This is a genomic window from Azospirillum sp. CT11-132, from assembly GCF_047302835.1.
In the GTDB taxonomy this organism is placed as follows: Bacteria; Pseudomonadota; Alphaproteobacteria; order Azospirillales; family Azospirillaceae; genus Azospirillum.
This window is the reverse complement of the sequence record NZ_JBGLZA010000006.1, coordinates 551,898-576,206: the sequence shown is the minus strand read 5'-3', so window position 1 is coordinate 576,206 and position 24,309 is coordinate 551,898. Positions and strand designations below refer to the sequence as shown.

The window sequence follows — 24,309 nt, the reverse complement described above, 5'->3', positions numbered from 1 at the left end:
GGCGATCCCCCCGTTTTCCGGTCAGAAGGCGAAGAACAGGATGATGCCGGCGACCAGTACGGTCGACAGCAGGCTGGACGCGATGGCGGCGACCTGCCGGCCCGACGTTTCGATGATGGAATTGCGGTCGGCGATGGTGTGGCGGATCTTGTCCATCTCCGCATCGGCCTCGCGGTAGGCGATCTGCGCCGCCTCGAATTCCAGCCGGTCGCGGCGCAGCGATTCGGGATCGTCCACCACCTTCAGCAGTTCGGTCAGCCGTCCGTTGTGCGCGGCGGCGTCTGCCATCTTGCGCACCTCCTGCTGCTGCGGCCGGTTGTGGAAGCGGCGGAAGGCGGGGTCGAGCAGAGCCACCACCCAGCTGGCCAGATGGGTCAGCCCATCGACCCCGGTGCGGGCCTGGATGTCGGACAGGATGGTCAGCATGGCGATGACGCGCCGCATCGGCTCCACCCCGCTGCCGAGCTGGGTGTAGAGCAGCTCGTCACCGCGCTTGTGCCGGGCGCCCAGGAAGGCGGCGATCTGGCGGTCGATTGGGTCCTTGTGCCGCTCGCCCCCGGCGGCGATCCAGTCCAGCGCCCGCAGCAACTCGGCCGGCGAGGTCGGCAGCTGCTTGGCGACCAGACCGCTCATGCAGGGCATGGTCGGGTTCATCTCGTACAGCACGCGCTCCACCCCCAGCCCGTGGCTGGAGCGGTCGAGGAAGCCGCGCAGCTGGTCGAAACTCTGCACCAGCGGCACGAATTCCGGCTTGAAGTCGGTCTGGACGTTGACCCAGAACATCGGCAGCTGGTTGGCGATCACCTCCGCCACCGCCTGGGGGGATTCGCCGCGCATGAAGGCGTCGGCCAGCATGGTGGCGATGCCGTCCGGCATCATCGCCCGGCCGCGGTAGCGGATGGGGGCGGCGGGGTCGAGCGCGATGCAGACGCGGGCGACCAGCCGGTCGCCCTGGGTGCCGCCCTTGCCGCTGGAGGCGGTCTGGATCGCGTTGTTGACCGCCTCCGCCCGCACGTCGTCGCCCATCGACCGGCGCAGCCACTTGTCCAGCTCGCCGCTTTCGATGACGGAGGCGGCGGCGGGGGCATGGCGGGCGAAGGCGCGGGCCAGCGTGCGGCAATGCCAGTATTCCGACCCCTGGAATTCCAGCGGCCGGGCGGCGCGGCGGGAAATCTGCGGTTGTTTCGGGCTGAGCCGGCGGCCGGCCACCCACAGATCGAGGTCGTTCAGGGTCCAGCGCTGCTTCGGATCGTCCACCAGCAGGCCGCGCACCACCTCGTTGATCGCCAGAGGCAGACGGTGCTGCTGGACCAGCGCCGGATAGGAGCCGCGCTCCAGCTTCGCCTGCAGCACCGCCTCGTCGTCCAGGCCGGACAGCGGGTTTCGGCCGAGCGCCAGGATCAGCAGGGTGACGCCCAGCGAATAGAGGTCGTCGGCCATGGTGCCGGTGCCGCGCCCGGCCGGGTTGGCCATGCCGCGCTCGATCGTCTCCAGCAGGACCGGCTGGCCGTAGCCGGGCTGCGCCGACACGCAATCGCCCAGCATCAGCCCGCCGCCGGCCAGATCGCGGTAGAACAGGTTGGTCGGGCGGATCGCGCCATGGACGACGCCGCGGCTCGACAGCTCTTTCAGCGCCGAGACCAGCGGGTGGATGATCTGCCGGGTCAGCTGGTCTTCCGGCATCGGGTCCAGCGTGTCGGTCAGCGACCCCATCAGCCGCTTGCCGCCCGGCCGTTCGAACACCAGGCAATAGCGCCGCCCGCGGTCCTGCGGCCAGTCCACCAGCCCCCAGTCGAGCAGCCGCATGTGGGTGGCGTTGTCGAGGCTGCCGACGGTGGAGCAGATGTCCATCCGCGGCAGGATCGAGGCGTGACAGATGACGGCGAAGGGCTCGATCCGCTTTTCGCGCAGAGCCTTGGCGGTGAAGGCGTTGCCGCCGACGGCGTTCAGCAGCGGGATCGGCGCGCCCGGCTGGATCTCGTAGCGTTCGGCGAGCTTGACCGTTTCGGCGTTCGCCATCGCCCCCGTGGCGGCTCCCATCGTGGCGGTTTGGGCGTCGGATGGCATGGACGGCGGATCCCCGGGGCGTGCGAAAGTGCGCAAGCCTTAGGTGGCGTGAAAAGGGCAAACAAACCCTTAACGTGCGCGTGCGTAACACTATCGGATTGGACCGGAAAGGAAAACCCCCGCCGCGGTGTCGGAGCTTTGTCGGGTACGGGAGCGGCGGGCAAGATCAACACGGATGTCACGGATTAAAACACGGATTTCACGGATGCGGCGTTCCGAGGCGGCGGCTCCCGGAAAAAGCGGGGTGTCGCCAAGGCTAAAAAAATCCGTGTAATCCGTGTCTAAATCCGTGACATCCGTGTAAATCTTGCCGGCACAACCGAACGGTCCAAAAAGGCAGGGGCCGCCTTTCAGCGACCCCTTGAGCAGTCCCCCTCGCCCACAGTGGAAGAGGGGATATCTCGACGGAACGGTTACCCGTTCTTGACCTTCACGTAGGACCCCGGCGCGTCTTCCAGGGCGGGCAGGGCGCCGTCGCCGGGCTGGCGGGCGGGAACCTTGCCGTTGGCGTACTGGCCGACCCACTTGTTCCATTCCGGCCACCAGGAGCCGGGGGTCTGGGTCGCCTTCTCCAGCCACTCGTCGGAGGTCTTGGCCAGCTTGTCGCTGGTCCAGTAGCAGTACTTGTTGGCCGCCGGCGGGTTGACGACGCCGGCGATGTGGCCGGAGGCGCCGAGCACGAACTTCACCGGGCCGCTGAACAGCTGGGCGCCGCTGTAGGTGCTCTTCCACGGCGCGATGTGGTCCTCGCGGGCCGACAGGAACAGCGTCGGGACCTTGACCTTGCCCAGGTCGATCGGCACGCCCTTCAGCGTCACCGCCCCCGGCTGCGCCAGCATGTTCTTCTGGTACATGTTGCGCAGATAGAAGCTGTGCATCGCCGCCGGCATGCGGGTGCTGTCGCCGTTCCAGTACAGCAGGTCGAACGGGAACGGGTCCTTGCCCAGCAGGTAGTTGTTGACGACGAACGACCAGATCAGGTCGTTGGCGCGCAGCATGTTGAAGGTGGTCGCCATCTTGGAGCCGTCGAGATAGCCCTGCTCGGCCATCTGCCCTTCGATGAAGGTCAGCTGCTCCTCGTCGATGAAGACCGACAGCTCTCCGGCCTCGGTGAAGTCCAGCATGGTGGTGAAGAAGGTGGCCGACTTGATGCGGTCGTCCTTCTTGGCCGCCATGTAGGCCAGCGTCGAGGCCAGCAGCGTGCCGCCCAGGCAATAGCCGATGGCGTTCACGTCCTTCTCGCCGGTCGCCTTCTCGATGGCGTCGAGCGCGGCCAGCGGGCCTTCGACCATGTAGTCCTCGAAGCCCTTGGCCGCCAGCGTCTCGTCAGGGTTGACCCAGGACAGGACGAAGACGGTGTGGCCCTGGTCGACCGCCCATTTGATGAAGCTGTTCTTCTCGCGCAGGTCGAGGATGTAGAACTTGTTGATCCAGGGCGGCACGATCATCAGCGGGCGCTTGTTCACGTCCGGCGTGGTCGGCGTGTACTGGATCAGCTGCATCAGGCTGGTCTGGAAGACGACCTTGCCCGGCGTGACCGCGATGTTCTTGCCCAGCTGGAAGGCGTCGTAGTCGGTCATGGAGATGCGCAGCTCGCCCTTGCCGCGCTCCAGATCCTTCAGCAGATGCTCCAGCCCCTTGACCAGATTCTCGCCGCCGCTCTCGATCGTCGCGCGCAGCACCTCCGGGTTCGTCATGACGAAGTTGGAGGGCGCCATCGCGTCGACGAACTGGCGGGTGTAGAAATCGACCTTCTTGGCGGTGTGGTCGTCCAGCCCGTCGACCTGATTGACGGTCGACTGCATCCACCGGGCGCTCAGCAGGTAGGACTGCTTGATGAAGTCGAACAGCGTGTTCTCGTCCCAGGCGGCATCCTTGAAGCGGCGGTCGTCCTTGGCCGGCGCGATGACCGGCTGCGTCTCCTGCCCGAAGAAGCGCTGGGTGGTGCGCTGCCACAGGGTCAGGTAGTCCTGCCACAGCGACATCTGCGCCTGCATCAGCTTGGCCGGATCGGCCATCATGCGGGTGGTCATCTCCAGGAAGGCATGGCCGACGCCCATCGGATCCGGGCTCTTCGGGCCGGCGCCGTCGGAGGCCTGGCGCGCGAGGAACTCGGAGACCAGCCGCTGGCTCTGTTCGGCGATGCGGGTCATCGCCCGCGACATCTCGACCGGATCGGGAAGCTTGACGTCGGGCACCTGGGGGAAGCCGGGGTGGAAGCCTGGGGGGGGGCCTTGGTCTCGGCCATGAGCACGGTCCTTCTTCTTTGGGCGGGTGTCGCGTCGTCTCGGTCACATCGTGTCGACCACCATGGTCCTCATGGCCCGGCTTGCGCCAGATTGGGCTTTGGGCCTTGCGGACGGGCGGCTATACAGGCTTGCGGGCGATGGTCTTCGGTGGCGGTCTCCGGGGGTGTTCTGCACCATGTCGCTGTGGGTGGCGTGCGGCGGTCCGACCTTCTGGTGCGGTGCGGGAGAAATCCGGGACCTCTCATACACCGCTGATGTGAACATTTCATTTCGCGGATCGTCGCACAAGTGTGGCGTGGCGGCCAGACACGGGGAAGGATGATGGTGACGGGCAGTCAGGAAGGCGTTCGGGGCATCGTGGCGGCCGGACGGGCGGTCGGCGCGCTAATCGTAGCGATGCCAATGGTTTTCGGGCTGTCGGCCTGCAGCGACCGGGCGCTGGACACCGGCCTTCTGGGGGCCGTCACCGGCGAGCCCTCGCCGGTCAGCGACAATTCGTCGCCCATCCGCAACATGACCGGGGAGCGCACCGACTACCCCAACCTGGGGACGGTCCCGCCGCGTCCGACCGATCTGACCACCGAGGCGCAGCGCCAGCAGGCGATGGACCGCCTCGCCGAGGACCGTGCGGCATCGCGCCGCACGCGGGAGCAGACGGAAGCGATCCAGATGCCGGAGCCGCTGCCCATACCGCCGAAGCCCAACCTGCAGCCGGGCAAGAGCTGAGGGTTTTGGGTAAAGAAAAAGCCCGCGGCCGGATGGCCGGGGGCTTTTTCGTGTGTGGGGAAGGGGATGGCTGACGATGCCCCCACCCCAACCCTCCCCCGCTGGGCAGGGGAGGGAGCAAGTGCTTGTGCGGGAGAGTGGCGGCAGTCCCTCCCCCGCCCAGCTCTCGCACAAAGCTTTGCTTTGTGCTGACGCGGCAGGCGGACCGTAGGTCCGCTGAGAGCGGGGGAGGATAGGTGGGGGTCTAACCTCGCACCCCCATCCCCCATCCCCCATCACTCCTGGATGAACGCCTTCACGTAGGACTGGCGCAGCGGCTGGATCAGGTAGTCCAGCGGGGTGCGGGCGGAGAGCACGATGCGGGCTTCCACCGGCATGCCGGCCTTGATCTTCAGGTTGCGGACCTCGTGGCTATCCGCGTCCTTCAGGCGGATGCGGGCCAGATAATATTCCTGGCGGGTGGCGTTGTCGGTCAGGCGGTCGGCCGAGACGTAGGAGACGGTGCCGTCGATGGTGCCGACGACGCGGCTGTCATAGGCGGTCAGCTGCACCTTCACCGGCAGGTCGACGGCCATCGACTTGATGTCCTTCGGCTGGATGCGGACCTCGGCCAGCAGGGCCTTGTCGTCGGGGACGATGTCCAGCACCGGCTCGTTGGCGGTGATGGTGCCGCCGACGGCCGGGTGGCCGTACATCACGACGTTGCCGGCGTCTGGCGCCTTGATGGTGCGGTTGTCCAGGCGGTTCTTGGCGTCGCGGATCTGCTCGGCCAGCTTCTGGGCGTCGCCGCGCGCCTTGTCCAGCTCGACCAGCACCTTCTCGCGGAAGTCGCTGCGGCGGCGGACCAGATCGCCCTGGGCGTCGACCGCCTGCTGGCGCGACTGCGACATGCGGGCTTCCAGCTCGTGGTCCTGGGCGTGGAGCTGCGCGTTCTCCTTCTGCGCCGCCACCAGCTTGGTGCGGGTGGAGTTGCCGCGGTCCAGCAGGCCCTGGGTGATCTGGATGTCCTCGTCCGACAGCTTGATCTCGCGGTTCAGGAAGGCGCGCTGCTGCTCCAGGCTCTTCACCTCGTCGCCCAGCGTGGCGATGCGGTCCTGCGTCAGCTTCGCCTCGGTCTCCAGCTGGTTGCGGCGGACCTGGAACAGCTTCTCCTGGTTCTGCATGGCGTTGTCGACCGCCGGCTCCTTGCCGCGGCGGGCGGCCAGCTCGGCCGGCCATTCGATGGCGGGCTTCTCGAACAGCTCGGCCGACAGGCGCGCTTCGGAGGCCAGCGTGTCGAACAGCGCGGCGTTCAGCATGTCCAGGCGGGTCTGCGCCTCGGTGTTGTCCAGCCGCATCAGGACCTGACCGGCGTCGACCCGGTCGCCCTCATGGACCAGGATGGCGCTGATGACGCCGCCTTCGGTGTTCTTCACCACCTTGCGGCCGGTTTCCGGCGCCAGCGAGCCCGACGCGCTGATCGCGCTGTGCAGCGGGGCCACCGCCGCCCAGCCGGTCATGCCGCCGAAGCCGACCGCCAGGACCAGGAAGCCGCCCAACAGCAGGCCGCGCACGCTGGTTTCCGGCATCGTCGCCCGCAGCGCATGGATCGAGGTGATGGTCGCCGTCTTGCGCGACGGCTTGCCGGCGGGGGTTTCGGAACCGTTGTCACCGGACAGCGGGGTGGGGAACGTCGTGGTCATCGTGGTCATGGGGCTTCCTTGGCTCTGTCGGGTCGGGCGTCTTCAGCCGGATGGTCGGTCTTGGAGGCGGTGCCGGCGGTCAGCCGGCGGCCCCTGCCGTGGCGGCGGACGGACCCTGAGGGCCGAGATTGCGAAGGCGGGCGAGGTTGACGGCGCCGGGCTGGGCCTGCTGCTGGTCCGGACGCGGCAGCTCCATCGCCATGCCGTTCTTCAGGACATAGGTGTGGTCGGACATGTCGACGAAGATCGGGGCGTGGGTCATGACGATGGTGGTCGCCCCGCGCTCCTTGCAGGCCGCGACGAAGGCGCGGACCGCCTTGATGCCCAACTCGTCCAGGCCGGCGGTCGGCTCGTCCAGCACCAGCAGCGGCGGCTGGCCGAAGGCGGCGCGGGCAAGGCCGATCAGGCGGGCGCTGGCGCCGGTGATCGGGGACAGCGGATCGTTGACCTCGGTCTCGTAGCCCATGGGCAGGCTTTCGATCCACTCGTGGAGGCCGACGGCCTTGGCGGCCTCTTCCACCTGTTCACGGGTGGCGGTGGTGAAGCGGGCGATGTTGTCGGCGATGCTGCCGGGCAGGAGATCGACCTGCTGCGGCAGGTAGCCGATGCCCTGTTCGGGGCTGTCGGGGGTCAGGGTGGCGACGGACAGGCCGCCCAGCCGCACCGTACCGGCCGACGGCAGGGCGACACCGGCCAGCAGGCGGGCCAGAACCGACTTGCCCGAGCGGTTGGGGCCGGCGATGCAGACGGTCTCGCCGGGCTCGACCGACAGGGTGACGCTGCGCAGGATCGGCTTCTGGTCGCGGGGGGAGACGAACAGCAGGTTCTCGACGGTCAGGCGCTCGCTCTCGACGGGCACGGAGGGACGCTCCGGCTCACGCGACAGGCGCTTCAGCAGCGGCAGCAGGCGGCGGACGGCCTGGGCGGAGCGGACCAGCCCGCCCCAGGCGCCGGCGGTCTGCTCGATCGGGGCGAGGCCGCGGCCAACCAGCATCGAGGTGGCGATCATGCCGCCGAAGGACAGGTGCTGCTCGATCACCAGCCAGGCGCCGATGCCCGTCACAGCGATCTGCAGGACCATGCGGACCCACTTGGTGGCGGCGCCGATGGCGGCGCTGCGCTCATAGCCCTGGCCCTGCATGGCGCTGGCGGTCAGGAAGTCGCGGTTGACGGCATCCAGCGAGGCGTTGCCCATGCGCAGGCCGCGCACGGTGTCGGAGCGGGAGGCCAGCGCCTCGAACAGCTTCTGGGCGCGGCTGGCCGGCAGCTTGCTCTCGTCGTTGATGTCCTTGACGGCCATGTAGCCGATCCAGCCCATCACCGCCATGATCGCCATCGACACCACCAGCACCAGCGCCAGCATCGGATGGATGACGTAGATGCCGATGACGTAGAGCGGAGCCCAGGGCAGATCCATCAGCGCCGGCAGCGACGGACGCGAGAAGGCGCCCTTCAGCTCCATCAGGTCGGCGAGCGGACCGTTGTCCGGACGGCCGCGGCCGGCGGCGTCCAGCGCGTCGGCGGTCAGCCGGCGGCGCCAGCGCACCTCCAGCGCGTTGCCGGCGCGGGCCAGCAGGCGGGAGCGCACCATCTCCAGCAAGCCGCTCAGCGTCAGCGCGAGCACGACGATCAGCGTCAGCATGATCAGGGTGTCGTAATTGCCGGACGGAATGGCGCGGCTGAACACCTGAAGCGAATAAAGCGGCATGGCCAGCATCAGGGCGTTGATGGTGGCGCTGAAGATAAATGTACTAACGAGTATCCTGGTGAAATAACCGCGATTGAAAGCGGCTTCCGGCTTATCATTGCCGGGCTGTCGCAAAGAGTTGAACTTGGTAGTAACAGGCATGAACAGCCCTCCAATTGTCACCGGTCAGCGCAGTGCCCACTGGATGCAGGCGAGGTCAGAGAACGCCATCTTGGTAAATGGGACCTTAACATTCGGGGACGTCACAGGATTGCCACCGGATGCCACCACTTTTGCGCAAGACTACTCCGGTATTGTTTGTTCATTCGGGGTGATTTGCCCCGCTGGCCGGCAGGGACGCATGACCTATGGCCGGTTGGAGGGGCCGGGCATTGCCGGTATCGTGGCCCGCAGCGGCGATTCCGCCGGTCCACCCCAACCACAGCCGGAGAAGATGATGGAAGGGCGCAAGGTCCCCTCGGTGGTGTTCAAGACCCGCGTGCGCGACGAGAGCGTCGGCGGACCCAACCCGTTCCGTTGGCAGGATGTGCGGAGCGACGAGCTGTTCCAGGGCAAGCGGGTGGTTCTTTTCTCGCTGCCCGGCGCCTTCACGCCGACCTGCTCCAACGAGCAGTGCCCCGCCTTTGAGCGGCTCTATGACGATTTCAAGGATTTGGGCATCGACGAGGTCTATTGCCTCAGCGTCAACGACGCCTTCGTCATGTACCAGTGGGGCAAGAGCCTGAACCTGAAGAAGGTGAAGCTGATCCCCGACGGGTCGGGCCATTTCACCCGCCGCATGGGCATGCTGATCGACAAGGACCATGTCGGCTTCGGCTTCCGGTCCTGGCGCTATGCCATGGTCGTGAAGGACGGCGTCGTCGAGAAGTGGTTCGAGGAGCCGGGCATCAACGACGAAGGCGAGAACGGCGACCCCTACGGCGAATCCTCGCCGGAGACCGTGCTGGCTTACTTGCGGAGCTGAGACACCCGATTCGGCGCCGACCGGGTGCCGCAGGGCGGGACGGTCCACAGGGTGCAGGGTGAAAGGCCGGCGGGGCGAAGGCTCCGCCGGCCTTTTCCATGACCACCCCACGCCTCGCCGCCGGCGGGGGCAGGGTGCAGCATTGCGTATGAATGCGTGCATAACGGTGGTAAATATTCTTTTTATTAGAAAATCATTATTGCATTGCTACCTTCTGCGCCAGCTTCCACCACGGTTCCAGCCCGCGGGGCGGCCGGCAACAATCTGATCGTGCGCCGCCCGGCTTGCCGGGACAGGATCGGCACGGCGGGGACGGATGACGCGACGAAGGGGCGGGGCGCAGACCGCCGCTGTCCATGCGACGTTGACACCCTTAGCAGGGCAAAGGTGACCCTCCCATGAGCATTTCCAAGCAAGTCATTGTGAAAACCGCGCTGGCGGCGCTCGTCGTCCTGGCACCGCTTCCCGCAGCGGCGCAAGTCAAGCTGTCGGATTTGAAGCTGAAGATCGACCCGGCGCAGACCACGGTGTCGGGCATCTCCTCCGGCGCCTATATGGCCGGGCAGTTCCAGGTCGCCTATTCGGGGCTGGTCAAGGCGGCGGCCCTCGTCGCCGGCGGCCCCTATGATTGCGCCGAGGTGTCGGAGGGCGGCATCGCCCCGGCGGTGGTGGCGCTGAAGCGCTGCATGGACGTGGCGATGGGCGCTCCCAACGTCGACGCGCTGGTCGCCAACGCCAAGGCGCGCGAGAAGGCCAAGGACATCGATCCGCTGTCCAACATGGCGCAGTCGAAGATCTACCTGTTCAACGGCGACAACGACTTGACGGTGAAGCGCCCGGTCGCCGACGCCACGGAGCAGTTCTACAAGGCGCTGGGCGTGCCGGAGGCGAACCTCTCCTATGTGAAGCTGCCGAAGGCGGCGCACGCCTACATCACCGACGGCTATGGCGCCGCCTGCGACTTCATCCCGAAAGAGGATGAAAAGAGCGAATACATCAACAACTGCCAGTACGATCAGGCCGGCGCCATCGTCCGCTTCTTCTACGCCGACGCCAGAACCCCGAACGCCCCTACCGCGGCCCACCAGCCGCAGCTGTTCAACCAGGCGCCCTTCATCGGCGACACCAGCCGCAGCGGCATGGCCAAGACCGGCTACATCTATGTTCCGGAAGCCTGCGAGGGCGGCAAGCAGACCTGCCGCATCCATGTCGCCTTCCACGGCTGCAAGATGGCGTCGAACCTGATCGGCGACCATTTCGCCGTGAACGCCGGCTACAACCGCTGGGCCGACGTCAACAACATCGTCGTGCTGTACCCGCAGATCGACGGCGACGCCAAGCTGTCCTCCAACCCCAAGGCCTGCTGGGACTGGTTCGGCTACACCGGCTACGACTTCGCCCGCAAGGGCGGCTTCCAGATGACCGCCGTCCGCAAGATGATTGGGGCGCTGGCTGGGGAGTAAGGTTCGGCCTCTTGCCCCCACCCCACCAACAAAAAAGCCCCTCTCCGGCGACCCGGAGAGGGGCTTTTTCAAATCAGCGCGATCAGGCCTTCAGGATGCCGCGGCCGGCGAAGCGGGCGGCGACGCCCAGCTGCTCCTCGATGCGGATCAGCTGGTTGTACTTGGCCAGACGATCCGAACGGCTCAGCGAGCCGGTCTTGATCTGGCCGCAGTTGGTGGCGACCGCCAGATCGGCGATGGTGCTGTCCTCGGTCTCGCCGGAGCGGTGCGACAGGACGGCGGTGTAGCCGGCCTTGTGCGCCATATCGACCGCCTCCAGCGTCTCCGACAGCGTGCCGATCTGGTTGACCTTGACCAGGATCGAGTTGGCCACGCCTTGGCGGATGCCCTGGGCCAGACGCTTGGGGTTGGTGACGAACAGGTCGTCGCCGACCAGCTGCACCTTGTTGCCGATGGCATCGGTCAGCGCCTTCCAGCCTTCCCAATCGTCTTCGGCCATGCCGTCCTCGATCGAGATGATCGGGAAGCGGCCGACCAGATCGGACCAGTAGGAGACCATCTGCTCCGGCGACAGCGACTTGCCTTCGCCGGCCAGCTCGTACTTGCCGTTCTTGAAGAACTCGGTCGAGGCGGCGTCGAGCGCCAGCATGACGTCGTCGCCCGGCTTGTAGCCGGCGGCCTCGATCGCCTTCATGACGAAGCCGAGCGCCTCGTCGGTGGAGCCGATGTTGGGGGCGAAGCCGCCCTCGTCGCCGACGTTGGTGTTGTGGCCGGCGTCCTTCAGCTTCTTCTTGAGGGACTGGAAGATCTCGGAACCCATGCGGATGGCGTCGGCGCCGGTCTCGGCACCCACCGGCATGATCATGAATTCCTGGATGTCGATCGGGTTGTCGGCATGGGCGCCGCCGTTGATGATGTTCATCATCGGCACCGGCAGCAGCGAGGCGAAGGCGCCGCCGACATAGCGGTAGAGCGGCAGGCCGGCATCCTCGGCGGCGGCGCGGGCGACCGCCAGCGACACGCCCAGGATGGCGTTGGCGCCGAGCCGGCTCTTGTTCTCGGTGCCGTCCAGGTCGATCATGGCGAGGTCGATGGCGCGCTGGTCGTCGGCGTCCAGGCCGGCGAGCGCGTCGTAGATCTCGCCATTGACCGATTCGACCGCCTTCAGCACGCCCTTGCCGCCGAAGCGGGCCTTGTCGCCGTCGCGCAGCTCGACCGCCTCATGGGCGCCGGTGGAGGCGCCCGACGGCACCGCGGCGCGGCCGAAGGCGCCGCTGTCCAGCGCAACGTCGACTTCCACGGTGGGGTTGCCGCGGCTGTCCAGGATTTCGCGGGCGTGAATCTCGGTGATGACGCTCATGGTCGGTCGATCCTTCGAGGAATGGCAGCCGCGTTGTCTCGCAGGCCGCGTTTTAAGGCGCGCAGGCTTGATAGCCCCGACGTCCGGGCGATGCAATATCTGCTTCGGCTTACAACCACGCGAAAATGCGGGGTTTTGCCGCGGAAATCAGAGGAAACCCTCGACCAGCGCCGCAAATTCGGCCGGACGTTCGGCGTGCAGCCAATGCCCGACCCCCTCGATCATGCGGATTTCCGCCTTGGGGAAATGACGGCGGATGGCGTCGTGATGCTCCGGCCGGATGTAGTCCGACGCGCCGCCGCCGATGAACAGCGTCGGGCCGTCATAGCGGGCGCCGGCGAAATCGGGGAAGCCGATCAGCCCCGCCATGTTCGCCCCGATGGAGTCGAGGTTGATTCGCCAGGAGAAGACGCCGTTCTCCAGCACCAGATTCTGCATTAGGAAGGAGCGCAGCGGCGCCTCCGGCACGGCGTCGGCCAGCTGGGCCTCCACTTCCGGCCGGCGGGTGACGCCTTCCAGCTTCGCCGCCTTCATCGCGGCGACATAGGGGGTGTGGGTGTGGGTGTAGGCAACGGGGGCGATGTCGGCGACCACCAGCCGTTCCACCCGGTCGGGATGGGCCAGCGCCAGCGCCATGGCGGTCTTGCCGCCCATCGAGTGGCCGACGACGGTGGCGCGGGCGAAGCCGCGGTCGTCGAGGAAGCGCAGCACATCGGCCGCCATGTCCGGATAGCTCATGCTCTCCGCCCAGGGCGCGCCGCCATGGTTGCGCAGGTCCAGCGCATAGACCCGGTGCTGCTCGCCGAAGCGGCGGGCCAGCGTCTGCCAGTTGCGGGCCGAGCCGAACAGCCCGTGCAGGACAAGCATCGGCGTTCCGCCGTTGGCTTCGCCGGCTTCCAGATAGGTCAGGGGGAGGGCTTGCTGCTGCGGCATGTCGGTGCTTTCGGCCTGTGATGTCGGAAGATGCGTTCTGGACGAATGCGGGCGGCGATCCTATGACGAACGCGGCCGTGCCGCTAGGATGCCGCCGGGCTAATTCCGCACCACAAGAGCGACCCTGCCATCGTGTTCCGTCATATCCTGTCCGTCGGCGGCCTGACCCTGGCCAGCCGGGTGCTCGGTTTCCTGCGCGACGTGCTGACCGCGGCGCTGCTCGGCGCCGGTCCGGTGGCCGACGCCTTCTTCGTCGCCTTCCGGCTGCCGAACCATTTCCGCGCCCTGTTCGCCGAAGGGGCCTTCAACTCCGCCTTCGTGCCGCTGTTCTCGGGCAAGCTGGTGCAGGACGGTGCCGCCGCCGCCCGCCGCTTCGCCGACGAGGTGATGACGCTGCTGGTCATCGTGCAGATGGTGCTGCTGCTGGCGGTGCTGGCCTTCATGCCGCAATTCATGACGGTCTTCGCCCCCGGCTTCGCCGACGACCCGGAGAAGTTCCGGCTGGCGGTGCTGTTCACCAGCATCACCTTCCCCTATCTGCTGCTGATCTCGCTGGTCTCGCTCTATGGCGGCGTGCTGAACAGCATGAGCCGTTTCGGCGCGGCGGCGGCGGCGCCGATCCTGATGAATCTCTGCCTGATCGCGGCGCTGGTGGTCGGGACGCCGCTGATGCCGACGGCCGGCCACGCGCTGTCCTGGGGCGTTCTGGCGTCGGGCGTCGCGCAGTATCTCTATCTGGCCTGGGATGCCCGGCGGGCCGACATGACCCTGCGGCCGGTGATGCCGCGCCTGTCGGCCGACGTGAAGCGCTTCCTGAAAGTGCTGGGGCCGGCGGCGCTGGGGTCGGGGCTGACCCAGATCAGCCTGTTCGCCGACACGCTGATCGCCTCGGCCCTGCCGACGGGCGCGGTGTCCTACCTCTATTACGCCGACCGGCTGAACCAGCTGCCGCTGGGGGTGATCGGCATCGCCGTCGGGACCGTTCTGCTTCCGGAAATGTCCAAGCGGATCAAGAGCGGTGACGAGGCCGGCGCAGTGGACAGCCAGAACCGCGCCATCGAGCTGTCGCTGGTGCTGACCCTGCCGGCCGCCGTTGCCTTCCTGGTGGCGGGCACGCCGATCCTGTCGGTGCTGTTCCAGCGCGGCGCCTTCGGCCCGTCGGACGCCGCCGCTTCGGCGCTCACCCTGCAGGCTTATGCGTTGGGGCTGCCGGCCTTCGTTGTGATCCGCAGCCTGGTTAACGGCTTCTACGCCCGCCAAGACACCGCGACGCCGGTGCGGGTGGCGCTGGCGGCGGTCGGCATCAATGTGGCGCTGAAGCTGGCACTGATGGGGCCGCTGGCCCAAGTCGGGCTGGCGGTCGCCACCTCCGTCGGCGCCTGGGTGAATGCCGGGCTGCTGGCGCTGCTGCTGCACCGGCGCGGCCTGTTCCGGGCCGATGCGCGGCTGACCCGCAACCTGCCGCGCATGGCGATTGCCGCCGCTGCCATGGCCGGCGCCCTGTGGCTGGCGACGGAGCGGCTGGCTCCCTGGCTGGGCGCCATGGGCGTGGTGGAGCGGCTGGGCGGGCTGCTGGTGCTGGCGGTGGTCGGGCTGGCGGTTTATGCCGTCGCCGCCGTCCTGCTGGGGCTGGTGCGGCGCAGCGACCTCAGCCGTCTGCGCCGCCGCCGGGCGAAGGCGTGAAACCGGTGCTAGGAGCTTTGGCGCCGTGCCGCTTTGTCGGGCAAGATTTACACGGATGTCACGAATTTATACACGGATTACACGGATTTTTTTAGGCTCGCCTTGGGGTCAGCTCGCGGCTGGCCTGCGCGCTGCAGTGAAGCCATCCGTGACATCCGTGTTCCAATCCGTGACATCCGTGTCGATCTTGCCGAACACTCCTGCTCCTTTCCAAGTATCCTTCTGCCTCACCCTTCCGTCTGCAAAGGCCGCTGCGGATCGGCGCTCCATTCCGACATGGAGCCGTCATAGAGCCGCACGCCCGGCACGCCGGCGATTTCGCTCAGCGCGAACCAGGACACCGAGGCGAGGTGGCCGGTGTTGCAGAAGGTGATGGGCTGGTCCTGCAGCGGCAGTCCGGCTTGATCGGCCATTGCCTTCACCGCCTCGGGCGAGGCGAAGCGGTGCTCCGCTGGGGAAAAGAGGGCGGCGATGTCGAGATTGACGGCGCCGGGGATGGTGCCGGCCGCGCGGGCCTGCGGGCTCTTGGCCTTGCCGGCGAACTGCTCGGGCGAGCGGGCGTCGTGCAGCGGCGTGCCGCCGGCCTGCACCGCCGCCTCGACCTGCTCCAGGGTGGCGCGCAGGTCGGTGCGGGGACGGACGGTGAAGCCGGTCGGCTTGCGAACCGCCGGCTGCGGCGTCACCGGGCCGCGGTCCGCGGTCCAGGCGGCGAAACCGCCGTCCAGCACCGACACGGCGTCGTGGCCCAGCATCTTGAAGGTCCAATAGACGCGGGTGGCGTTGCCCATGTCGGACGCATTTGCGCCGGCCGCCACCAGAACGACATGGTCGCCGTTGCCGATCCCCAGCCCGCCGATCAGCCCCGCCAGCACATCCGGTTCCGGCAGCATCCCGGCCCCGCCGCCGACCACAGTCCGCCAGCCGGCCGTTGCGTAGTCGGAATGAACCGATCCCGAAACGAAGCCGCCGGCGGGCGGGGTCCGCACGTCGAGGACGACGATGCCGGGGCTGTCGAGCCGGCTTTTCAGCCAGGAAGCGTCCACAAGCGGGGAAATGCTGCTGTCGGTCATCAGGATGAACCCGGTTCCGGTTGGTCAATGCCCTGTCGTGCCTGGATTGTTGCGCATCGGCAACGGAAAGGTCGGCAGGTGGGCGGGCCGACAGTGTGGGCGAAGTGCCGGTATGGGAAAAGCCCAATCTTGTCGCAATCCCCATCGGTCGGTGGCGTTGCCGGCTAACCCGTCCGGGGTGTAGGATGTCCCGTTCGTGTAAGAAGGCGCCCATTCCGGCGCGGGAGCTTGGACAGCCATGGCCAACATCGACGACCTGCTCGGCGCGGCCGATCCCAACGACGGCGACGCCTCGTCCTTCGCCATCGGCGACGCGCCGGTGGAGATCAAGGTCGTCATCGGCACCGCCATGCTCCGCGTCCGCGACCTGTTGAAGCTGGGCCGCGGCGCCGTCGTGGAACTCGACCGTCATCTGAAGGATCCGACCGACGTCTATGTCGAAGGCGTGCTGGTCGCCCGTGGCGAGGTGGCGATCATCGACGACAAGATCGGCGTCACCCTGACCGACTTCATCAAGTCCAGCCGCGAATGGAAGCGCTGATCGCGCCCTCCCGCCATTGGGCCCGCCTTCCGGAATGCTTCATTCGGTAGCAGCCGCGCTCCCGCTGGCGTCTTGACGGCGGGCGGTGGCTTTTGGTCTCGTTGTGCGTGGTCGTGGGATGGGCCGTCGCCGACGGCACCGCTCACCGGCCGGCCCGGAGAGCGAAGCCATGCCCCACCACGCCATCTCCCCATCCTCCTGCCTGCCGCGCCATTTCTCCAATCCGCATGCCGACCATGACCGGGTCTATGGCCCGTCGGAACGCGCGATCCTCAGCCGTGCCGCCTTCGAGGAGGCGATGGCGGAGATCGGCGCCTGGCCCGGTTATGCGCCCACCCCGCTGCGCTCGCTGCCGGGACTGGCGCGGGAGGCGGGGATCGACCGCCTCTGGTACAAGGACGAAAGCGCCCGCTTCGCTCTCGGCAGCTTCAAGGCGCTGGGCGGGGCGTACGCCGTGCTCCGGCTGCTGGCGCGGGAGGTGACGGCGCGGGTGCCCGGCGTGCCGGTGACGGCACTTGACCTCGTCGTCGGCCGCTATGCCAAGGTGACGCGGACGCTGACGGTCACCACCGCCACCGACGGCAACCATGGAAGGTCGGTCGCCTGGGGCGCGCAGGTGTTCGGCTGCAATTGCGTGGTGTACGTGCCCGCCGCCTGTACGCCCGGCCGCCGCGACGCCATCGGGGCGTACGGGGCGCGGGTGGTGGTCGTCGACGGGCCATACGACGACGCGGTGCGCCGCGCCGCCGCCGACGCGGCGGAGCAGGGCTGGTTCGTCGTCTCCGACACCTCCTACACCGGCTATATGGATGTGCCGCGCGACGTGATGCAGGGCTACACCATGATGGTGGAGGAGGCGATCTCCCAGCTTCCGGCCAGCGAGCGGCCGACCCATGTCTTCGTACAGGGCGGCGTCGGCGGGCTGCCCGCCGCGGTCTGCGGCCATCTGTGGGAAAGCTGGGGCCGGCAGCGCCCGCGCTTCGTGGTGGTGGAACCGCACAGCGCCGACTGCCTGTACCAGAGCGCGCTGGCCGGGCGGCCGATGCGGTCGGAGGGCGATCTGGACACGGTGATGGCCGGCCTTGCCTGCGGCGAGGTCTCTCTGCTGGCCTGGGCGATCCTGGAACGCGGCGCCGACGATTTCCTGACCATTCCCGACGAAGGGGCGATTGCCGCCATGCGCAAGCTGGCGGAAGGCAAGCATGGCGGCCGTCCGGTGGTGGCCGGCGAATCCGGCGTCGCCGGGCTGGCCGGGCTGCTTTGTGCCGCGGCCCATGAGGAGACCCGGCTGGCGCTGGGCCTCGTTCCCGACGCCCGCGTGCTGGTGTTCGGGACCGAGGGGGCGACCGACCCGGAGGTTTACGAGCGGATCGTCGGCCGCACGCCGGAGGCGGTCGCCGAGGGGCTGGTCAGCGCAGCAGGTCGGTGACGATGTTGGCGCCGTCGGCGCTCAGCCGGTCGGCGGTCTCGCGGTAATCGCGGGCGCCGGAAAAACCGCCCTCCGCCGTCACCCGCTGGATCCAGGCCGGCGAGGCACCCAGGGATACCAGACGGTCCACCATCATCTGGATGGAGCGGAGCGTCATCCGGCCATTCTCCGCCATGCGCGGCGCATGCACCATGAACTCCGCCCGCGGGGCGGCATAGCGCGGATAGCCGGCCAGATAGAGGCCGACGCACATGCTTTCGCAGGAATCGCCGTCGCGCACCCGCGTGGCGACCGGCCGTCCCCCCTGGCGTTCGGCCAGCACGGCGTCGATCATCCGGTAGCCGGCGGCGGTGAAACCGCCCGGGCTCGACAATTCGATCACCAGCGGCCGGCGGGCCGGCAGGGCGCGCAGGGCATCGACGAAGTTGCGCTCCGCGCCCGGTGTGATGATGCCGTCCAGGCGCAGGATGGTGATGTCGCCCTGGTCGTCGCGGGACATGGCGGCATCGGGATAGTCGGACGAGGAGGGCGCGGCGGGTGCCGGGTTGACGGTGACCGGACCGGCCGGGCTGCCGACGGGGCTGAGCGACAGGCCGTCCGGCTGGGTGGCGGCATGGCCGAGGGCGGCGCCCGCCATCAGCAGGGCGCCCAGACCGACACCGAACCCGACCTTCCGCACCAGCTTTCGCACCGACATCAGACTCTCCTGCGCTCGTCCGGTTCAGCGTGGCGGGCAAAGCTTGCCTGAGGGTTAACGGCGCGTCTGTGGCCGGCCGCACAATGGTGGTAGGGCGGTGGTAGGAAAGCGGCGGCGCGATAAAGCGTGCGCGCGGGCGCAAAGGGCGTTAGAAGAAACAGGATTCCAAGGGTATGGCCGGGGCGCCCTTTTCCAGGGCGGCGCCCGTCCGGTCCCGTGCCGTGAACGTCGAAGAGCGGAACGATGTCGTATATCCAGGGTGAAACGGGCGATTGGGAAGTCGTGATCGGGCTTGAGGTCCATGCCCAGGTGATTTCGAACGCGAAGCTGTTTTCCGGCTCCGCCACCGAATTCGGGGCCGCGCCGAACAGCCAGGTCAGCTTCGTCGACGCCGCGTTCCCCGGCATGCTGCCCGTCATCAACGAATATTGCGTCGAGCAGGCGGTGCGCACCGGTCTGGGCCTGAAGGCGCAGATCAACCTGAACTCGGTCTTCGACCGCAAGAACTACTTCTACGCCGATCTGCCGCAGGGTTATCAGATCAGCCAGTTCCTGCAGCCGATCGTCGGCAAGGGCGAGATCGTGCTGGACCTGCCGGACGGCACCAGCCGCACCGTCGGCGTCACCCGCCTGCACCTGGAGCAGGACGCCGGCAAGTCGCTGCACGACCAGCACCCGTCCAAGACCTACATCGACCTGAACCGGTCGGGCGTGGCGCTGATGGAGATCGTGTCGGAGCCGGATATGCGGTCCTCGGAGGAGGCCGGCGCCTACGTGCGCAAGCTGCGCTCCATCCTGCGCTATCTCGGCACCTGCGACGGCAACATGGAGGAAGGCTCCATGCGCTGCGACGTCAACGTGTCGGTGCGCAAGCCGGGCGATCCCTTCGGCACCCGCTGCGAGATCAAGAACGTCAACTCGATCCGATTCGTCATGCAGGCGATCGAGTATGAGGCCCGTCGCCAGATCGAGATCATCGAGGAAGGCGGCAAGATCGACCAGGAGACCCGGCTGTGGGACACGACGAAGTTCGTGACCCGCTCCATGCGGTCGAAGGAAGAGGCGCACGACTACCGCTATTTCCCCGACCCCGACCTGCTGCCGCTGGAACTCGACGCGGCGTGGGTGGAGGACATCAAGAAGACCCTGCCCGAACTGCCGGACGACAAGAAAGCCCGCTTCATCGAGGACTACAAGCTGTCGGTCTATGACGCCGGCGTGCTGGTTTCGGAGAAGTCGAAGGCCGACTATTTCGAGGCGGTGGCCAAGGGCCGCGATCCGAAGCTGGCCTCCAACTGGGTCACCGGCGAGCTGTTCGGCTATCTGAACAAGGCCGGCAAGGAGATCGAGGAGAGCCCGGTGTCGGCCGAGAATCTCGGCGGCCTGATCGACCTGATCGCCGACAACACGATCTCCGGCCGCATCGCCAAGGAAGTGTTCGAGACGATGTTCGAGACCGGCGAGAAGGCCGCCGACATCGTCGAGAAGAAGGGGCTGCGCCAGGTCACCGACACCAGCGCCATCGAAGGCTCGATCGACGCCGTTCTGGCCGCCAACCCCGACAAGGTGGCGGAGTTCCGCAGCGGCAAGGACAAGCTGTTCGGCTTCTTCGTCGGTCAGGTGATGAAGGCGACCCAGGGCAAGGCCAACCCGGCCATGGTCAACGAAATCCTGACCAAGAAGCTGAAAGGCTAAGCGGCCACAGCCTGTTGGCGGGGCGAAATCCCCGCCCTGTCCGAAAGAAAGCCTCTCCGCCCGGCGGAGGGGCTTTTTTCTTGGGTACTGTCCGTCTGTACGGCAAAGCCGCAGTTGAATTTTCCCGGTTTCCATCGCCACAGTGCTGGAAACGGTGGAGGAACCATGGCGGCGGAGCCGGTGATGGTGGCGCTGGCGGCTGGTGCGGTCGGCGGTCTGCTCGGGGTGCTGCTGGGCCGGTATGCCGGGCGCCGGATGGACGGCCGTTCGCCGGTCATGTCGGGCACTGGTTCCGGTACCGGGCCCGGCAGGGTCGCGGCGGCGCCCCTCCACGAACCGGAGATCGGCGAGCGGCTGGAAATGGCGCTGGAGGCGACCGGGGCCGCGGTGTGGGACGCCGATCTGGTGGCCGGCACCTGCTGGTGGTCGGACACCTTTCCGCGGATACTGGGCTATCGCAGCCGGCCGCCCATGCCGCCCGACTTCTGGGAACGGCGGCTGCACGCGGAAGACCGCGACCGGGTGCTGGCCCACATCGCCTCGCATCTGGCGGGGGAGACGTCGGCCTACGCCTATTCCTACCGCCTGCGCCACGAGGCCGGCGGCTGGGTGTGGATCGCCGCGAAGGGCCGCGCCTTTCGCGACAAGACCGGCCGGGCGGTGCGCTATGCCGGCATCATGACCGACATCACCGAGGCGCGCCGGCAGGAAGAGCGGCTGCGCGCCAGCGAGGAACGGCTGCTGAAGATCATGGAGGCGGCGCCGATCGCGGTGAACGTCACCACCCGCGACGGCCGCTGGCTGTTCTGCAACGCCCAGTCCGTGCGGCTGATGGGGCGCGACCGGGCGGAGCTGATGCGCTCGCCGGTGGCGGACCTCTATGCCGACCCCGCCGACCGCGAGGCGCTGATCGCCCGATTCGACCGCGAGGGCGCCTTCCGCAATGCCGAACTCCGCTTCCGCCGGCCGGATGGCAGCATCGTCTGGGTGCTGTCCTCGTGGAACAGCATCGAACTGGACGGCGAATCGGCGCTGCTGACCTGGCTCTACGACATCACCGACCGCAAGGCCGCCGAGTCGGCGATGATCCAGGCCAGGGAAGAGGCCGAACAGGCGCTGGCCGACCTGCGCGAGGCACAGGAAAGCCTGATCCAGGCGGAGACCATGGCGTCGTTGGGCCAGCTGGTGGCCGGGGTGGCGCACGAGATCAACACGCCGATCGGCATCGGCCTGACCGCCGCCAGCCACATCGGCGAACAGGCGCAGGCCCTGCGCGACCGCTTCGCCGGCAACACGCTGCGGCGCTCGGATTTCCTGGAGTTCCTGGATGGCTTGAGCGAAAGCAGCCGTCTGCTGATGGCCAACATGGACCGCGCGGCGTCGCTGGTGCAGAGCTTCAAGCAGGTGGCGGTCGACCAATCCTCCGGCGACCGGCGGGTGTTCGAACTGGGCAGCTATATCCAGGAACTGCTGTTCTCGCTGCGGCCCCGCCTGAAGCGCACCAACCTGAAGGTGGCGGTGGAGTGCGACGACGAGTTGACGATGGACAGCTTTCCCGGCGCGCTGGGGCAGGTGCTGACCAATCTGGTCATCAACGCCGTCGTCCACGCCTATGGCGACGGCGAGCGCCTGTCGGAGAAGCCGCCCGGCACGATCAGGATCACCGCCCAGCCGGACGGGTCCGACAAGGTGCGGATCGACTTCATCGACGACGGCGTCGGCATCGCGCCGGAACATCTGTCGAAGGTCTTCGACCCCTTCTTCACCACCAAGCGCGGGCAGGGCGGCTCCGGCCTCGGGCTGCACATCGTGTTCAATACCGTCACCGGCCCGCTGGGCGGCACCGTGTCGGTGCAGTCCTGGCCGGGGCAGGGCACCCGCTTCACCATCCTGCTGCCGCGCGAGGCGCCGGCCATGCAGCCGGCCCTGGCGGAGGAACCGGCATTGGGGTGAGGCGGAATCGCGGCCGATCAGGCGGCGGACGGCAATTCAGGCGACGTGCAGTTCGTGGAACTGCAGATGCTTGGGCCGCCGGCCGCGGCGCTTGGGCGCCGCGAAATTGGCGAGCGCACCGTTTTCTCCGCGCAGTTCGGCGTTCAGTTCCTGCACGCAGCGCTGCAGCAGTTCCTTTTCGCGCTGGTCCTCGCGGTCGGTGATCTCCAGGCAGCTCAGCTTGATCTCGACGAGGTCGATCAGCGTTTCGGCGCAACGGCGTGACAGGGTCATAGCATCCTCCACGGCGACGGGGTGCGGCGTCACTGTCCGGCGGGGCGGGCCTTCGCGAAACCCCCGCGCGACCGAGTTGTGCGTCACCCAGGCTTTTTATTGCTCATGGTGGCATCATATCCTCCTTCCGTTAAAAAGCACCTAAAATTTTATACAGATTTGTCCTTCTCTGTCGATTTTCGGGAAAAGCGGATTTGTGCCTCCGTAAGCGTTGACAAGGCTACGGCCGGCCGCTAGAACCCTCCCCACGCCAGCGATGCCCCACGGGCAACCGCACTGGCTGGAGGGGTGGCCGAGTGGCTGAAGGCAACGGTTTGCTAAACCGTCATAGGGTTTAAAGCCCTATCGTGGGTTCGAATCCCATCCCCTCCGCCATCTTGCTTGGCAGGCGCCAAGCCTTTGAATTTCCCAAATAGTTGAAGCGTTTGAAATGCCCGGTGGGGCATGGTCCATTGGTGCGCCGATGGAAGTTTGTTGTTTGGCGCTCCGGTCAAGCCAGCGCGTAATTTTCCCATATTTTGAGAGCCCGCAATTCAGTTCCGGCTGAAGATCCACGCCGCCGCCCGCTGGCTGCTGCGCCGGACGCCGGGAATAGGCGCTCTGTCCGAAACATTGGCAATCGCCGGCTGTCGTCGGCCCTGGGTTGTTCCCATCCGGGTGGTTGGCTGCCGTCGGATCGTGGTATCCACGGGGCATCGTCAAACCGATGGCAGATCGCGGGGCTTTCAATGCCGTTTCCTTTCCGGGCGCTCGTCTTCGATCTCGACGGAACGCTGATCGACAGCGCGCCCGACATGACGCGCGTGCTGAACCGCACCCTGGCCGAGTTCGGCCGCCCGGCCCTGACCGAGGCGCAGGTGCGGACGATGGTCGGCGACGGGTCGGCGATGCTGGTGCGCCAGGCTTTCGCCGCGACGGGTGCGCCGCTCGGGGACGAGGCGGTGCAGCCGGTGCTGCGCCATTATCTCGATACCTATTACGACGACGCTGAGCCGCCGGTGCTCTATGACGACGTCATTGAAACGCTGGCGGCGCTGGCCGGGCGGGGTGTGCGGCTGGGGCTGTGCACCAACAAGCCGGAGCGGATCACCCGGAAACTGCTGGGTGTGCTGGGGATGGAGGGGCTGTTCGGCGCCGTGGCCGGCGGGGACACGCTGGCGGTGAAGAAGCCGGACGGACGCCATCTGACCTGGGTGCTGGAGCGGCTGGACGTGTTGATGCCTGCGGGGACGGCGCCTGCGCGGGCGGCGATGGTCGGCGACAACGCCAACGACGTGAAGGCGGCGCGGTCGGCCGGCGTGCCGGTGGTCGCCATGAGCTACGGCTATCCCCGCATGCCGGTGGAGGAACTGGGCGCCGACCTGATTCTGGACCGCTTCGCCGATCTGCCGGACGGGCTGCTCCGGCTGGCCTCCGCCGATTGAGCGCCGCCGATTGAGCGCCACCGATCGGGCAGGGGCCGGCACCGGACGCGGTACGGACGGTCGCATACACTGATACTATCCCTTTGGACAGCAGCGGTATCCCTCAGGACCCGCGTGCCGGCTCGGTAAAGCCCCTAAGCTGTTAGGGTCGATCCGGTTCCGCCGGGCGACAGGACGTCGATCCGGGGGAGGACGCGCCATGATGCAGGATGATGCCCTGATGGTCGGTCCGCTGACCTTCATCGCCACCATCCTGCTGCTGACGCTGGCCGCAACCGGCAGGCACAACAAGCAATCAAGAACCTGCCGGTTGCGGGTCGGGCGGCGGCGCGACATGCCGCCGCCCGGCCGGCGTCACGGCGGTGGCCGATGGGAAGGAACTCCACCATGGT

Annotated in this window: 18 protein-coding genes and 1 tRNA gene; 10 read left to right on the top strand and 9 right to left on the bottom strand. The window is 67.5% G+C overall.

The features are described 5' to 3' along the window. Window positions 1-21: 21 nt before the first annotated feature. Both ACCD06_RS26515 and ACCD06_RS26510 read right to left on the bottom strand, forming a co-directional pair. Entirely contained in the window at window positions 22-2,067 is a 2,046-nt protein-coding gene (locus ACCD06_RS26515) for a serine/threonine protein kinase (RefSeq protein WP_247871631.1), read from the bottom strand. A 413-nt stretch (window positions 2,068-2,480) separates the two neighbouring features. Further along, window positions 2,481-4,220: a PHA/PHB synthase family protein gene (locus tag ACCD06_RS26510; protein WP_143266440.1), complete on the bottom strand. Its 1,740-nt coding sequence runs from the start codon at window positions 4,218-4,220 to the stop codon at window positions 2,481-2,483. 492 nt (window positions 4,221-4,712) lie between these two features. Here ACCD06_RS26510 and ACCD06_RS26505 point away from each other — a divergent pair, with 492 nt between their 5' ends. After that, entirely contained in the window at window positions 4,713-5,042 is a 330-nt protein-coding gene (locus ACCD06_RS26505) for a hypothetical protein (RefSeq protein WP_247874551.1), read from the top strand. A gap of 275 nt (window positions 5,043-5,317) precedes the next feature. Here the strand turns inward: ACCD06_RS26505 and ACCD06_RS26500 are convergent, their stop codons facing one another. Then, window positions 5,318-6,733 (bottom strand): HlyD family type I secretion periplasmic adaptor subunit, encoded by a 1,416-nt coding sequence (locus ACCD06_RS26500; protein WP_413344660.1) that lies wholly within the window; start codon window positions 6,731-6,733, stop codon window positions 5,318-5,320. Window positions 6,734-6,803: 70 nt separating this feature from the next. After that, window positions 6,804-8,573: a type I secretion system permease/ATPase gene (locus ACCD06_RS26495; protein WP_413344658.1), complete on the bottom strand. Its 1,770-nt coding sequence runs from the start codon at window positions 8,571-8,573 to the stop codon at window positions 6,804-6,806. A 295-nt stretch (window positions 8,574-8,868) separates the two neighbouring features. Between ACCD06_RS26495 and ACCD06_RS26490 the strand changes: the two genes are divergently transcribed. After that, window positions 8,869-9,396 (top strand): peroxiredoxin, encoded by a 528-nt coding sequence (locus ACCD06_RS26490; RefSeq protein ID WP_109152839.1) that lies wholly within the window; start codon window positions 8,869-8,871, stop codon window positions 9,394-9,396. Window positions 9,397-9,794: 398 nt separating this feature from the next. Next, window positions 9,795-10,859, top strand: a complete 1,065-nt coding sequence (locus ACCD06_RS26485) for a plasmid partitioning protein (protein ID WP_413344656.1) — start codon at window positions 9,795-9,797, stop codon at window positions 10,857-10,859. An 82-nt stretch (window positions 10,860-10,941) separates the two neighbouring features. Here the strand turns inward: ACCD06_RS26485 and eno are convergent, their stop codons facing one another. Together eno and ACCD06_RS26475 are read right to left on the bottom strand one after the other, a co-directional pair. Further along, the gene (gene eno / locus ACCD06_RS26480) at window positions 10,942-12,219 is read right to left on the bottom strand and encodes a phosphopyruvate hydratase (protein WP_413344654.1); all 1,278 of its coding nucleotides are present in this window, start codon (window positions 12,217-12,219) and stop codon (window positions 10,942-10,944) included. A gap of 147 nt (window positions 12,220-12,366) precedes the next feature. After that, entirely contained in the window at window positions 12,367-13,152 is a 786-nt protein-coding gene (locus ACCD06_RS26475; RefSeq protein ID WP_413344652.1) for an alpha/beta fold hydrolase, read from the bottom strand. A gap of 132 nt (window positions 13,153-13,284) precedes the next feature. On the opposite strand from ACCD06_RS26475, the gene murJ reads away from it, so the two are divergent. Next, window positions 13,285-14,835, top strand: coding sequence for a murein biosynthesis integral membrane protein MurJ (murJ, locus tag ACCD06_RS26470; protein ID WP_413344650.1), 1,551 nt, complete (start codon window positions 13,285-13,287; stop codon window positions 14,833-14,835). A gap of 227 nt (window positions 14,836-15,062) precedes the next feature. Here murJ and ACCD06_RS26465 read toward each other — a convergent pair whose 3' ends face one another. Continuing rightward, window positions 15,063-15,905, bottom strand: coding sequence for a sulfurtransferase (locus tag ACCD06_RS26465; protein ID WP_413344648.1), 843 nt, complete (start codon window positions 15,903-15,905; stop codon window positions 15,063-15,065). A 238-nt stretch (window positions 15,906-16,143) separates the two neighbouring features. Here ACCD06_RS26465 and fliN point away from each other — a divergent pair, with 238 nt between their 5' ends. Further along, a complete protein-coding gene (gene fliN / locus ACCD06_RS26460) occupies window positions 16,144-16,446 on the top strand; it encodes a flagellar motor switch protein FliN (RefSeq protein WP_085084056.1) in 303 nt (100 codons plus the stop codon). A 169-nt stretch (window positions 16,447-16,615) separates the two neighbouring features. Further along, a complete protein-coding gene (locus ACCD06_RS26455) occupies window positions 16,616-17,875 on the top strand; it encodes a diaminopropionate ammonia-lyase (protein WP_413344646.1) in 1,260 nt (419 codons plus the stop codon). Here the strand turns inward: ACCD06_RS26455 and ACCD06_RS26450 are convergent. Further along, a complete protein-coding gene (locus tag ACCD06_RS26450; protein WP_109156460.1) occupies window positions 17,856-18,572 on the bottom strand; it encodes a hypothetical protein in 717 nt (238 codons plus the stop codon). The two genes, ACCD06_RS26455 and ACCD06_RS26450, sit on opposite strands and share 20 nt — an antisense overlap. Before the next feature lie 243 nt (window positions 18,573-18,815). Between ACCD06_RS26450 and gatB the strand changes: the two genes are divergently transcribed. Together gatB and ACCD06_RS26440 are read left to right on the top strand one after the other, a co-directional pair. After that, window positions 18,816-20,267 (top strand): Asp-tRNA(Asn)/Glu-tRNA(Gln) amidotransferase subunit GatB, encoded by a 1,452-nt coding sequence (gene gatB, locus ACCD06_RS26445; protein ID WP_109152814.1) that lies wholly within the window; start codon window positions 18,816-18,818, stop codon window positions 20,265-20,267. 165 nt (window positions 20,268-20,432) lie between these two features. Then, window positions 20,433-22,220, top strand: a complete 1,788-nt coding sequence (locus ACCD06_RS26440) for a PAS domain-containing protein (RefSeq protein ID WP_413344644.1) — start codon at window positions 20,433-20,435, stop codon at window positions 22,218-22,220. A 36-nt stretch (window positions 22,221-22,256) separates the two neighbouring features. Here ACCD06_RS26440 and ACCD06_RS26435 read toward each other — a convergent pair whose 3' ends face one another. Continuing rightward, entirely contained in the window at window positions 22,257-22,493 is a 237-nt protein-coding gene (locus ACCD06_RS26435) for a hypothetical protein (RefSeq protein ID WP_014188024.1), read from the bottom strand. 282 nt (window positions 22,494-22,775) lie between these two features. Between ACCD06_RS26435 and ACCD06_RS26430 the strand changes: the two genes are divergently transcribed. Both ACCD06_RS26430 and ACCD06_RS26425 read left to right on the top strand, forming a co-directional pair. Continuing rightward, window positions 22,776-22,868, top strand: a tRNA-Ser gene (locus ACCD06_RS26430). A gap of 353 nt (window positions 22,869-23,221) precedes the next feature. After that, entirely contained in the window at window positions 23,222-23,917 is a 696-nt protein-coding gene (locus ACCD06_RS26425) for an HAD family hydrolase (RefSeq protein WP_413344641.1), read from the top strand. Window positions 23,918-24,309 lie beyond the last annotated feature (392 nt).

Excerpts from the sequence above, each read along its gene's own strand:
- ACCD06_RS26515 (WP_247871631.1), bottom strand. The coding sequence starts at position 2,067 with ATGCCATCCGACGCCCAAACCGCCACGATGGGAGCCGCCACGGGGGCG.
- ACCD06_RS26510 (WP_143266440.1), bottom strand. The coding sequence starts at position 4,220 with ATGACCCGCATCGCCGAACAGAGCCAGCGGCTGGTCTCCGAGTTCCTC.
- ACCD06_RS26505 (WP_247874551.1), top strand. The coding sequence starts at position 4,713 with ATGCCAATGGTTTTCGGGCTGTCGGCCTGCAGCGACCGGGCGCTGGAC.
- ACCD06_RS26500 (WP_413344660.1), bottom strand. The coding sequence starts at position 6,733 with ATGACCACGATGACCACGACGTTCCCCACCCCGCTGTCCGGTGACAAC.
- ACCD06_RS26495 (WP_413344658.1), bottom strand. The coding sequence starts at position 8,573 with ATGCCTGTTACTACCAAGTTCAACTCTTTGCGACAGCCCGGCAATGAT.
- ACCD06_RS26490 (WP_109152839.1), top strand. The coding sequence starts at position 8,869 with ATGGAAGGGCGCAAGGTCCCCTCGGTGGTGTTCAAGACCCGCGTGCGC.
- ACCD06_RS26485 (WP_413344656.1), top strand. The coding sequence starts at position 9,795 with ATGAGCATTTCCAAGCAAGTCATTGTGAAAACCGCGCTGGCGGCGCTC.
- eno (WP_413344654.1), bottom strand. The coding sequence starts at position 12,219 with ATGAGCGTCATCACCGAGATTCACGCCCGCGAAATCCTGGACAGCCGC.
- ACCD06_RS26475 (WP_413344652.1), bottom strand. The coding sequence starts at position 13,152 with ATGCCGCAGCAGCAAGCCCTCCCCCTGACCTATCTGGAAGCCGGCGAA.
- ACCD06_RS26465 (WP_413344648.1), bottom strand. The coding sequence starts at position 15,905 with ATGACCGACAGCAGCATTTCCCCGCTTGTGGACGCTTCCTGGCTGAAA.
- fliN (WP_085084056.1), top strand. The coding sequence starts at position 16,144 with ATGGCCAACATCGACGACCTGCTCGGCGCGGCCGATCCCAACGACGGC.
- ACCD06_RS26455 (WP_413344646.1), top strand. The coding sequence starts at position 16,616 with ATGCCCCACCACGCCATCTCCCCATCCTCCTGCCTGCCGCGCCATTTC.
- ACCD06_RS26450 (WP_109156460.1), bottom strand. The coding sequence starts at position 18,572 with ATGTCGGTGCGAAAGCTGGTGCGGAAGGTCGGGTTCGGTGTCGGTCTG.
- gatB (WP_109152814.1), top strand. The coding sequence starts at position 18,816 with ATGTCGTATATCCAGGGTGAAACGGGCGATTGGGAAGTCGTGATCGGG.
- ACCD06_RS26440 (WP_413344644.1), top strand. The coding sequence starts at position 20,433 with ATGGCGGCGGAGCCGGTGATGGTGGCGCTGGCGGCTGGTGCGGTCGGC.
- ACCD06_RS26435 (WP_014188024.1), bottom strand. The coding sequence starts at position 22,493 with ATGACCCTGTCACGCCGTTGCGCCGAAACGCTGATCGACCTCGTCGAG.
- ACCD06_RS26425 (WP_413344641.1), top strand. The coding sequence starts at position 23,222 with ATGCCGTTTCCTTTCCGGGCGCTCGTCTTCGATCTCGACGGAACGCTG.